Below are 10,833 nucleotides of genomic sequence, written 5' to 3'. Positions count from 1 at the left end.
GTATCGTGCCGGTTTGGCGCTCCTCTGCCTTCCCCGCGGAAGAGTCGTGGAAGGAATGCGACGAAATTGTGGCAAGGTGGGTCAACCGTGATCCACCCCTGTTCCGCCGTTCCGTTGTATCGCCTTCGGCTTCGCTGCTAGAAGGGGGACCATGCACGTTCTCGTCATCGGCGGGACACGGTTCGTCGGGCCGCTCCTCGTGCACCGGCTGCTCGCGGGGGGGCACCAGGTGACCTTGTTCAATCGCGGGACCCTGCCGGATCCTTTCGGCGCGCGGATCGAGCGGCTCCAGGGTGATCGGACGACGGCGGACCTGTCGCGGGTCATGCAACACCGCCACTTCGACGCGGCGGTCGACTTCGCGGCCTACCGCTGGGAGGACACGCGCGGCGCTGTGGATGCGCTCGGCGGCCGCGTGGGGCACTACGTCTTCATCAGCACGGGCCAGGTCTACCTCGTGCGCGAGGGCGCCCCGCGACCTTCGCGCGAGATCGATTATGACGGCCCCGTGATGCCCCGCCCCGCGGACGAGGACGAGCTGGCGAACTGGGAGTACGGCACGGGCAAACGCGATTGCGAGGACGCGCTCGTCGACGCCTTCGAGAAATCGCGATTCCCTTCGACGCGGGTACGTATCCCCATCGTGAACGGCGAGCGCGACCATTATCGCCGGCTCGATCGTTACCTCCTCCGCCTCGTCGACGGTGGTCCTGTCATCGTCCCGGATGGCGGGACGCAGCCGGTTCGTCACGTGTATGGGGGCGAGGTCGCGCGGTTCCTCGTGGAAATCCTCGGCCGCGAGCCGACGTTCGGCAAAGCGTACAACGTCTGCCAAAAGGAGACGCCCTCCCTCCTGGAGCTGCTCGCGATGCTACGAGGAATGCTCGGATCCCGGGCCAAGCTCGCGCCCGTCGCGTCCGCGGACGTCCTCGCCGCGGGGCTCGACCTCCGCGCGGTCTCGCCGTTCAGCAGCAAATGGATGTCGATGCTGGATCCTTCGAAGGCGGAGGCCGAGCTCGGCTTCCGCCACGAGCCGTTCGCCACGTCCCTCGGCAAGATCGTCGCGAGCTTCCTCGCGTACGGGTATGCGACGCCGCCGGATGGGTATGAGCACCGGCCGAGGGAGATCGAGCTCGCCGAGCGCTGGCTCAAGGAGCGGGAGACCGTGCGGCCTCCGCCCACGATGCGCTTCGAGTAGATCGCCGCCCCGCGGAAACGCAGCATCTGCGCCGCCACGCAAGGCGCGCGCCTCCCCGGCCCGCTCGCTCTGCCCTCACGCCGAAACACAGGCGTTCATGGAGATGGCATGGCCCTTGCGGAGGGGTTGGCGCACCAGCCACCTGCACCTGGAGAGCGATGATGCAACGTACGATGAGGGCCGCGGTCGTTCGGGCGTTTGGACAGCCGCTTGTCATCGAGGAGGTCCCCGTTCCCGTGCCGAGCGCAGGCGAGGTCCTCGTTCGAATCGTGGCGAGCGGGGTTTGCCATACCGACCTCCACGCGGCGAACGGTGATTGGCCGGTCAAACCCGCGCTCCCGTTCATCCCCGGCCACGAGGGCGTCGGGTACGTGGCCGCGCTCGGCGCCGGCGTCACCACGCTGAAAGAGGGCGACCGCGTCGGCGTCCCCTGGCTCCACAACGCCTGCGGTGCTTGCGATCATTGCATCACCGGCTGGGAGACGTTGTGCCCGTCGCAGAAAAACACGGGTTATTCCGTCAACGGCGGCCACGCCGAGTACGTCGTCGCGCCTGCGGCGTACGTGGGACGGATTCCGGACGCGATCAGCTTCGTGGACGCTGCGCCGATCCTCTGCGCGGGCGTGACCAGCTACAAGGGCCTCAAGGAAACGGAGGCGCGCCCGGGGCAATGGGTCGTCATCTCGGGCATCGGCGGCCTCGGGCACCTCGCGATTCCTTATGCAAGGGCCATGGGCCTGCGCGTCGCGGCCGTGGACGTGGGCGCGGACAAACTCGACCTCGCCCGCGAACTCGGCGCCGAGGTGGTCGTCGACGCCCTCCACGCCGACCCGGCGGCCGAGGTCCAGCGGCAAATCGGCGGCGCGCACGGGGCGCTCGTCACGGCGGTCTCGCCGGGCGCCTTCCGCCAGGCCCTCGGGACCCTTCGTTCCGGCGGGACGTGTGTGTTCGTCGGCCTGCCGCCCGGCGATTTCCCGACGCCGATCTTCGACGTCGTGCTCAAGCGCCTCACGCTTCGTGGATCGATCGTGGGCACCCGTATGGACCTGAAGGAAGCGCTGGAGATTGCCGCGCACGATGGGATCAAGCCCACGACCGAGGTCCAGCCGCTCGAATCGATCAACAGCGTGTTCGCGCGTATGAATGAAGGGGCGATCCACGGACGCGTGGTGCTCGCCCTTGGTGAGGACGAAAAGCGGTAGGTCAGCGCTTCGCCGCGGAGGTGGCGCGACAGAAGACCGCAATGTCGGCGGACCGCGACGGCGGGCAAACGCGTGTCTTCGGCGGCCCGCCCGCGGGGCTCGTGGCCTCCGCCTCCCCGTGCGCGCGGCGCTGGGCCGGCGTCTCCGGCTCGATACGATCGCCGCGGTCGACCTTCTTGTCCCGCGTTCCTCCCGAGCCGTTGCCCATTCCGTTGAACCAGTTCGAGGGGACCGTGCTTGGATCAAGCGCCGGATAGAACATGGCCGCCGGTACGTCGTTCCCGTCGGGGTGGTCCACTTTGTACGCCTCGGCGCGTTCGCCGGGAGGAACCGCGCGCTCCGCGTCGTTCCGTAGCGGCCCTACCGTGCCCTCGTCGTAACGCCCGCTCACCTCGCGCTCGCCGCCTCGCTCTTCCGTGACCGTCTCCCCCGGCACGGCGGTCACGAGCAGCAGCGTCTGCGCCCGCGGGAGGTGATGCTCGATCGACGGCGCGTCGGCCGAATGCAGCGGCCCGAGCAGCGCCGCCCCGCCGAGAAACAGCACGTGCGCGGCCAGAGAAAAGCCGTGGCAGAGCACGGGGACGAGCGACTTCACAGAGGGGAGGGCGGGGCTGATGTCCATGCGTGGGCCTCGGGCGATCGGCTCCTCGCAGACAGTGCCGCGCGCCCCAGGTTCCCGGCATTCTTGCGGCCCCCCCACGATCCAGGCATCCTGCCGCTCCTGCTCATGCGTGTGTCCACCTTCGCCTTCGCCTTCGCCCTCGCCGTGCCCGCCCTGCTCCTCGCCTGCGGCGCTCGCAGCGATCCCACGGAATTCGATCTCGGGAGCGGCGGCGGCGGCACGGGCGGCGTGGGCGGTACGGGCGGTACGGGCGGCGGCCCTCCCGTCTGCACCGTCGAGCTTTGCAACGGTGTCGACGACGATTGCGACGGCGTGATCGACGAGGAGAGCCAGAACGCAGGCGCCGATTGCATCACGGACCTGCCGGGCATTTGCAAGGACGGCACCGTGGTCTGCACCGGAGGCGCGCTCGCGTGCGTGCAGGACCTGGACCCGAAGCCGGAAATCTGCGGAAACGGCATCGACGAGGATTGCAACGGCATCATCGACGACGCCTGCGCCAAGGGCAACGGCTGCAGCGACGGCACGCGCGAGGCGTTCGTCGACGAGCAGAATTTCCCGCTCATCGCCGCCTGCTCGGGCGGATGGAGCGTCCCGGGCGTCAGTTCTCTCCCGCAATGCAATCACCTCGCCGGCGACACGAGCCCGAATCCCAGCGGCGACGGCTGCAGCGCGGCCGACCTCTGCTCGCCCGGCTTCCACATCTGCAAGGGCTCGGACGACGTCGCCTCGCGCTCGCCCGGGGGCTGCTCCGGCGCGGACTACCCGCCGAACGTCTTTTTCGCCACCCGGCAGGGCTCGACCGGCTGCGGCATCTGCACGCTCGGCACCAACGAGGATCCCGACACCTGCAATGGTTGTAGCTGCGGCGAGAACTGCAAGACCACCGAGCTCACGGCGAACGACCTCTTCGGCTGCGGCACGCTCGGCGAGTTCCACGACCACTGCGGCGTCCTGAACGTCACCTCGAACAACAGTTGCGGCGCGCTGTTCTGGCCGTGGCAATGCGGGGACGGGGATCTCTGCGCCGAGGCGCACATCGTCACGAAGCCCGGCCCCGAGGGCGGCGGCGTGCTCTGCTGCGCGGATTGAGCGGGGCGGTGGGCCTTGACGTCCGCCCGCCGTCCGCGTTTCATGAGCACATGCCGTCGGGTGGACCGAGGCTCTGCGTACTCCACATCTCGGACCTGCATTTCTGCGCGACCGAGGCGCGCGGCCACTACTGGAACACCGAGGCCACCGAGCTCGCCGTCGCGCCCCACAACCGCCGGGGGCTTCTCGGCAGCCTGCTCTACGACCTCCGCAACGAGGGCCTCGCACCCGATCTCGTCGTCGTCTCCGGCGACCTGCTCGACCGCGGCAACGAGACCGGCATCGAGCCCGTCGTCGTGTTCCTGAAGGCCCTCGCCGAGGGCCTCGGGCTGCCGGTCTCGCGACTCGTGATCGCCCCGGGAAATCACGACGTCCTGCGCGGCGGTGATCCCGCGGGCCGGTACGTCCTGTACGACCGCATCCGCGGCGCGCTCTACGGCGACACGCGTCCGGCCTTCGCGGAGGGCACGCCGCCGCACCAGCGCGTCGATCATCACGTCTTCGAGGACCTCGACGTCGAGGTCGTCGCGTTCAACTCCTGCGAGGAGCTCGAAGCGAGCGCGCAGAAGGAGCACGGGTCGGTCGGCGTTGGCCAGCGCGACCATGCGGACGGGCTCCTCCGGCGCACGCGGACCAAGGGCCATTTCCGGATCGCGGTCGTCCATCACCACCTGGAGAGCCCGGCGGGCGTCGGGCGCACCGATTACAGCGTCATGACCGACGCGGGCGGCATGCGGCGCTGGCTCGCGCGCGAGCGATTCCAGCTCGCGCTCCACGGCCACCAGCACGTCGATTGGCATGACGTCCGCGAGCTCGACGGCTGGTTCCTCGCCATCGCCGCCGCGGCGAGCGCGGGCGTCGCCGAGTACGGCCGCAAGGAATGGGCGCTCCCCATTGCCTACCAGATCCTCGTCGTCGAGGGCCCGACCCGCGGGCGCCGCATTCGCCGCGAATACGATCCGCAAACCATGGAATGGGCCGATGCGGGCCGCGGCGAGGACACCCAGGCCCTCCGGTTCGGCCCCGCGGACGCGGCCGTCTCCTCGGGACCCGCGCGGGAAGCCAAGGTCCCTCCGCCGCCAGAGGAAGCTGCCCCGCCGAGCCTCACGCGCAAGGGCCGCATCGCCGTCAAGATCCAGCACCTCGAGCGCGCGATCGACTCGCACCGCAGCACGCTCCGTGTGCAGCTCGTGAGCCTCGGCGCCGCCGTGTTCCTCGCCGTCGCGCTTGCGGCCTACCTCTACCGCATGTTGCCGCCGGTCCTCTCGGTCTCGGGCGGCTTCGCGCTCCTCTTCGCGGGCTCGATTGGGCTGCCGATGCGTCTCGCGTCGTACCGCGAGTCGATCGACAGGCTTCATTTTTTGAAAGACGGCTATCAGCGTTGCGCGTCGCACCGCGACGACGAGCTCGTGCAGGTGCTCGACGAGCGATTCCAGCGGCTCATTTGAAGGACGAGCCATGACCATGGATGAAAAAGACAGGTTGGAAGCGGAGCTCTCGGCGCTCGAACATCGCGCGCGCTCGCGGCGCCAGCGGAGCATGCTCGTGACGCTCGTCCCGGTCCTCTTGACGGCGCTCATCGTCGTGTACTTCGCGATCGACATTGCCCAGAAGAACGTGGAGCTTTACGACACGCGCAAGGCCAGGGAGGAGCTCGACCAGAAGCTCAGCGAGGGGCAAGTCAAGCTCGACGAAGTCGAGAAATCACGAAAGAAGCTCGAAGAGGAGACCCGCCGCCTGGAGGATCGCAAAAAGGACCTCGAAGCATACCTGCGCAACCAGCGGGCGGAATTGTATCCTCTCGCTACCGCTGGGGCCGCAGCGGGGGCGCCCCGCACCACCGATGCCCCCGAGAGCGTCGTCCTGGCCGAGGAGGGCAAGGTCCCCGAGGGATTGCGTCCGACGCCGCGCGTGAAGGTGGTGCAGCGCCTCGGCGCGCGCGGCAGTGTCGTGCTCGATGTTCTCCTCTCGATCGACGTGCCCGAGGCGCAGAAGGAGATGATCAAGCGCGTCGTGTACGATCTGAACCCTGTCTTTTACATCGCGAAGAGCGAGCTCGTCGGCGGCGACGCGCCGTCGTTCGAGGCCGCGGTCACGGTCAACGCCTGCAAATCGACCGTCGTCGTGAAGATCGAGCTCCGCGACGGCTCCCGCATGGAGCTCGATCTCGACTGGTGCCGGGCCGAGGGATGGCCGCAGAAGAGAGCGGAAAAACAGGTCGTCGAGAAGCAGAGCCCGCAGGAAGTCGAACGGTTGCTCGGTGCGGGCTCGCAGCACCCGGTCCCGCAGATCGCGGCCCCGCCGGCCACGGGCCGCCCCAATGACCGGTTCGTCGAGGATCCGTACCGGTAGGACCCGTCCGGATCCTCTCCACGCGCTCCACGGTTTCGATGTTCCTCCGTTTTTCCCGCCAGACGATCGACGCGTCCACGACGAAATCGTCCAGCTGAGCGTGAATCGTCCGCGCCGTGCTGCGTCGAAAAGTCGCTGCCGACGTCATGGCTGCGTGGAGGATTCGAAATGAAGAAGTACGCGACGATCCTGGCATTGTGCGCCCCTCTGCTCGGGCCGGCGATGGAGGCACGAGCGGACGATGGGATCGGGGCGTCGTTTCAGGGGCAAATGCAGATGAGATTGCCCGCGCAAGTGCAATGGCAACCGCCCGTGCAGGTGCAATCGCCCGTCCAGACGGCTCCCCCGGCGGTGCGTCCTTATGGCCCGCGATCGGTCCCGCGCCCGCAATATGGGCCCTCCCCCACGCCGAGACGTTACGCGCACGCGTCCCCCGGCTACACCGAGCTCCGCATCGCGCCGGCCTTCGGCGGGATCGCCTGGATCTACGACGGCGACACCCTCGTCGGCTCGATCGAGGGGCGCCCCGGCGTCATGTTCGTCCCCGAGGGGCGCGCGTACGGCGTCGTCATGACCCGCGGCGATCGCAGGGTTTGGCAGGGCCAGGTCCAGGCCACGCCCGGCGTCGTCGCCCTCTCCCTCGACCGCTACGGCGCCCCGATCGTCGAGCGGATCCCGCCACCCCCTTCGCAAGGCGCCTATCCGCCGCCTTCGTTCGAGCTCGAACAGCCCTTGTCGGCCATTCAGTTCCGCACCTCGATTGCCGACCTGGAGGCCTTGCGGGACGACCGCAGCCGCCTCGCGTTCCTCGGTGAGGTCTTCGGGGCTCGCGCCGTCACCGTCGGGCAGGCGCACGATCTGATCGCTCGCTTCGCGTTCGAAGAATCGCGCCTCCGCGCGCTCGAGCTCCTCGCACCGAACCTCGTCGGCCGCGGCGACGCCTCGCGCCTGCTCGACGATTTCGTCTCCTACGAGGGCCGCGCCCGCGCCGCTGCCATTCTGCGCTTGCCGTGACTACCCGCAATGCCCGCTCGACGTCCCGTCGGGCGGCACGCACGCGAGCCCGAGGGTCGCACAATCAATCGTGACCTTCGCGCCCGCCACGCAGGCCGAGATCGACGTCCCGTTGCAGACGTCGATCCCGGGATCGAGCGGCGAGCACGCTTCTCCGGACCGCGCGCAACGTGCGCCCCCGTCCTCCGCGACGCAATTCGCGCCCATCGCCGCGCAATCGAACTCCGAGGCGAGCGAGCCGTCACAGACGCGCACCCGCGCCTCGTTCGGCGCGCAGGACGTCGCGCCCGGCTCGTCGCACGGAAACACCCCGTCCTCGGTCGCGCATTGCGCGTCCGCGCCTTCCGCGCCCTCCGGACAGGTGAGCCCCACCGTGTTGCAATCCTTCGCGACCTTCAGGTTCGACGCCGGATCACAACGCACGTACACCCCCGACGTGCAGCGCGGCGGCGCCGCGGTCTCGGGCAGGCACCCGCTGAGCGCGCATCGCCCCTCGCTCCCGAGCCCGAGCCGGCACTCGCTCCCGGCGCCCCAGTGCGGCGATACACAACGTTCGGCGTACCGGCTCGTGCAATCGACCAGCATCCCCTCGGACGCGCACGCGTCGCCCGCCACGCCCACGCAACGCGCGTCGTCCTCGGCGAGCGGCTCGACGAAGGCGCACGCGAGCGCCTCCGTGCACCCTTCGGCCTCGCTCACGCAACCGAGCAGGCTCGCCTGCGCCGAGAGCCCGAACCGGCTCGGCGGCAAGGGGCCCGCGAGCCACCCGAGGCACGTCGAGTACCGCGTCGCGCTCGCCGGCACGCCAATCGACCGCGCGAGGGCCTCGGAGAGCATCGGACAGCGGAAGACGAGGCTGCACGCCCGTGCGCCCTCCTCGATCGACAGGTATCCGGGCAGCGCGCTCGCCTGCGGGGGCACCGTGAGCCCATCGAACACGGTGCATCCGAGGAGCCCGAGGAAGAGCCAAGCCAAAACTTTTCCACGCATCACCGGCGATTGTCGCCGATCTCTCCCGCTTGATACGGATTCGCGTGCAGATCCCACCGCGACGCCGGTGCTTTCGGGTGCGCCGATCCCGCCGCCCCGCCCGAAGACGGCCTCGCCTCGGCCGTCGCTGCCGCCGGAACGGGCCCGCGCTCGCTCGGCGCCGCCTCGCCCGACGCGTTCCTCTCGACAATCCCCGCGGCATCCCGCGCCGACGCCACGCGCGCCTCCACACCCGCGTTCGCGCGTGCAGGGCTCGGCGCCGCCCGTCGCATCGCTTCGAGCGCGAGGAGGCCGCCTCCTGCGAGCGCCGCGGCCGAGGCCAGCATCAAGATCGTCCGCGACGACGAGCGCCGGCGTGGCGTGTTCTCCGCGGTATCGACCCTTGGTTGGTCCAGAAAAACACGCACCGCCTCCCGCCGCCGTTCGATCTCCGCTGCTCCGAGCCGCGCGAGGATCGCAGAGACCTCCCGCGCAGGCGCCGGCGGGAGTGCACGTTCGAGCGCCTCCGCGAACGCCGCGGCCGAGGCGAAGCGCTCCTCGGGATCACGGGAGAGCGCCGTTTCGAGCACCTCATCAATCGCAGGCGAGAGGCCCAGCGCCCCCTCCGAGAGCCGCGGGATCTCGTCTGCGAGCACGCCGATCAGCACGTCCGCCTCGTCGTGCCCGTTGAAGAGCCGCTCGCCCGTGATCGCCTCGTGCAACACCACGCCTGCGGCGAACACGTCCGCGCGCCGATCGAGCTCACGACGCCGGAGCTGCTCTGGCGCCATGTACGCGATCGTCCCCTTCATGATTCCGCTGCCCGTCTGCGTGATCCGCCGCGCTGCTTTGGCCACGCCGAAATCGATGAGCCGTGCGCGCCCGTCCGTGCCGACGAGCACGTTCCGCGGGCTCACGTCGCGGTGCACGATCTCGAGCGGCTCGCCGCGCAGATCCTTCGCTTCGTGCGCCGCGTCGAGCCCGGCCAGCACGTCGAGCAGGATCCGGCTCGCCACCGCGGGGGGAAGCCGCTCGCCCGCACGCCGGGCCGCATCGACCAGCGCGCCGAGCGAGAGCGACTCGACGTACGGCATCACGAGGCAAAGCTCGCCCGACGCATTCACTACGTCCTCCACCGGCACCACGTTCGGATGCCGCATCGACGCCGCGACGCGCGCCTCGTCGGCCAGCATGTCCCGGAGGTTCGGCTCCTTCAGCAGATGCGGATGCACGCGCTTCATCACGACGAGCCGTTCGAAGCCGACCTCGCCCGTCTTGCGCGCCAGGTACGTCGTCGCCATGCCCCCGGAGGCGAGCTCGCCGATCACCTCGTACGGACCGATCCGCTCGATCGATCGCGGCATTCAGAAGCTCCCCGTGGCCTCGACGAGCGCCGGGCCTCCGAGCACGGGCGGCACAAGCCCGATCTTCACGTCCCTCCCGCTGCGATCCACGAGCCAGATCGATCCGAGCGCGCCCGTGACCGCGCCGAGGCCAAGCGACACGCCGATCAACACGTTCGTGCGGAACTGTTTGTCCCGGCCGTCATAGAGTTTGTCCCAGGTCGGCGCCGCGTCGAAGTCAGAGAGCGCGGCCAGCGTGTCGACCCCCGACCACACGACGAGCCCCGCGCTCACGACCGTGGCCGCTCCACTCGCGACCAGCGCCGGCACGAGCCAAGGTTTTTCGGCGCGCGGCGAGGGTGCGGGTTTGGCCGGCGGGCGCGTGGTGTTCACGGCCGGCCGCGTCGGTTCTTTGGTGGATTCGTTTGGCGTCGAAGCAACACCCTCCGCGATGAGCGCTACGCTGCGCACGCTGCCTGCTTCGAGCGCCTCCGTCCGCTGCACCACGATCCCACGCACGCGCCCTTCGATCACGTGGGTTCCTGGGTGCACGTACACGCTGGTCCCTTCGAGCCGCTGATCATCGACCTGCACGTTCTCGGCCTCGGGCGCGAACACCTCGATCCGTCCGAGCCTCGTCGCGAGCTCGGCGAGCGCCTTGCCGGCTTCGTCACGATCCGGCGCGCCTTGCGGCGCCTCACGCAGATACCGCGCGTATCCGTTCGCCGCGCGCGCGATCTCGCCGGCCTTGTCCCATGATCGCGCCAGGTTCCAGAGCGGCGCCGGGTGCGGGGCTTTTCGGTACGCCTCCTCGAAGCGTTCGGCTGCTCTTGAAAAATCACCGGCTCGATACGCGCGTTCGCCCTCCTCGAATGCGCGCGTCGCGGCGGCGCGATCCTCGGCCGTGACCGCGTGGCCCTCGGCCCGCGCCGCCGCGATCCCGCCGCCCCCCGGCGTCGCGAGGAACGCGAGCGCGGACACGACGAGGCCGGCTCTTTTTCGAGAAACGGAGCGGGCGAGGAGATGCATTCCGCGATAGGA

The 10,833-nt window shown here is 69.6% G+C and carries 10 protein-coding genes; 6 read left to right on the top strand and 4 right to left on the bottom strand.

All coding sequences use genetic code 11. From position 1 onward, the window contains the following. Window positions 1–151 precede the first annotated feature (151 nt). Window positions 152–1,198: an NAD-dependent epimerase/dehydratase family protein gene (locus tag POL67_RS42590; RefSeq protein WP_271926879.1), complete on the top strand. Its 1,047-nt coding sequence runs from the start codon at window positions 152–154 to the stop codon at window positions 1,196–1,198. Window positions 1,199–1,356: 158 nt separating this feature from the next. Beyond that, complete coding sequence (gene adhP, locus POL67_RS42585; RefSeq protein WP_271926878.1) at window positions 1,357–2,400, top strand: alcohol dehydrogenase AdhP; 1,044 nt, start codon at window positions 1,357–1,359, stop codon at window positions 2,398–2,400. 1 nt (window position 2,401) lies between these two features. Here the strand turns inward: adhP and POL67_RS42580 are convergent, their stop codons facing one another. After that, the gene (locus POL67_RS42580) at window positions 2,402–3,022 is read right to left on the bottom strand and encodes a hypothetical protein (protein WP_271926877.1); all 621 of its coding nucleotides are present in this window, start codon (window positions 3,020–3,022) and stop codon (window positions 2,402–2,404) included. Window positions 3,023–3,085: 63 nt separating this feature from the next. Between POL67_RS42580 and POL67_RS42575 the strand changes: the two genes are divergently transcribed. The 4 genes from POL67_RS42575 to POL67_RS42560 all read left to right on the top strand — a co-directional run bounded on the left by POL67_RS42575 (window position 3,086) and on the right by POL67_RS42560 (window position 7,480). After that, window positions 3,086–4,114 carry a MopE-related protein gene (locus tag POL67_RS42575; protein WP_271926876.1) on the top strand — a complete coding sequence of 343 codons (1,029 nt, stop codon included), beginning with the start codon at window positions 3,086–3,088 and terminating at the stop codon, window positions 4,112–4,114. A gap of 50 nt (window positions 4,115–4,164) precedes the next feature. Further along, the gene (locus POL67_RS42570) at window positions 4,165–5,562 is read left to right on the top strand and encodes a metallophosphoesterase family protein (protein WP_271926875.1); all 1,398 of its coding nucleotides are present in this window, start codon (window positions 4,165–4,167) and stop codon (window positions 5,560–5,562) included. A 16-nt stretch (window positions 5,563–5,578) separates the two neighbouring features. Further along, complete coding sequence (locus tag POL67_RS42565) at window positions 5,579–6,466, top strand: hypothetical protein (RefSeq protein ID WP_271926873.1); 888 nt, start codon at window positions 5,579–5,581, stop codon at window positions 6,464–6,466. Window positions 6,467–6,634: 168 nt separating this feature from the next. Next, the gene (locus tag POL67_RS42560; protein WP_271926872.1) at window positions 6,635–7,480 is read left to right on the top strand and encodes a proline and serine-rich protein 1 family protein; all 846 of its coding nucleotides are present in this window, start codon (window positions 6,635–6,637) and stop codon (window positions 7,478–7,480) included. Here POL67_RS42560 and POL67_RS42555 read toward each other — a convergent pair whose 3' ends face one another. The 3 genes from POL67_RS42555 to POL67_RS42545 are packed head-to-tail and all read right to left on the bottom strand — an operon-like array spanning window position 7,481 to window position 10,821. Further along, on the bottom strand, window positions 7,481–8,470 hold the full coding sequence (locus tag POL67_RS42555) for a hypothetical protein (RefSeq protein ID WP_271926871.1): 990 nt from the start codon (window positions 8,468–8,470) through the stop codon (window positions 7,481–7,483). Further along, window positions 8,470–9,813 carry a serine/threonine-protein kinase gene (locus POL67_RS42550; RefSeq protein WP_271926869.1) on the bottom strand — a complete coding sequence of 448 codons (1,344 nt, stop codon included), beginning with the start codon at window positions 9,811–9,813 and terminating at the stop codon, window positions 8,470–8,472. Before POL67_RS42550 ends, POL67_RS42555 begins: the two co-directional genes overlap by 1 nt. After that, complete coding sequence (locus POL67_RS42545) at window positions 9,814–10,821, bottom strand: tetratricopeptide repeat protein (RefSeq protein ID WP_271926868.1); 1,008 nt, start codon at window positions 10,819–10,821, stop codon at window positions 9,814–9,816. Window positions 10,822–10,833 lie beyond the last annotated feature (12 nt).

Source organism: Polyangium mundeleinium (assembly GCF_028369105.1).
In the GTDB taxonomy this organism is placed as follows: Bacteria; Myxococcota_A; Polyangia; order Polyangiales; family Polyangiaceae; genus Polyangium; species Polyangium mundeleinium.
Note: the sequence above shows the minus strand (reverse complement) of the source record. Positions and strands in the feature narration are given on the sequence as shown.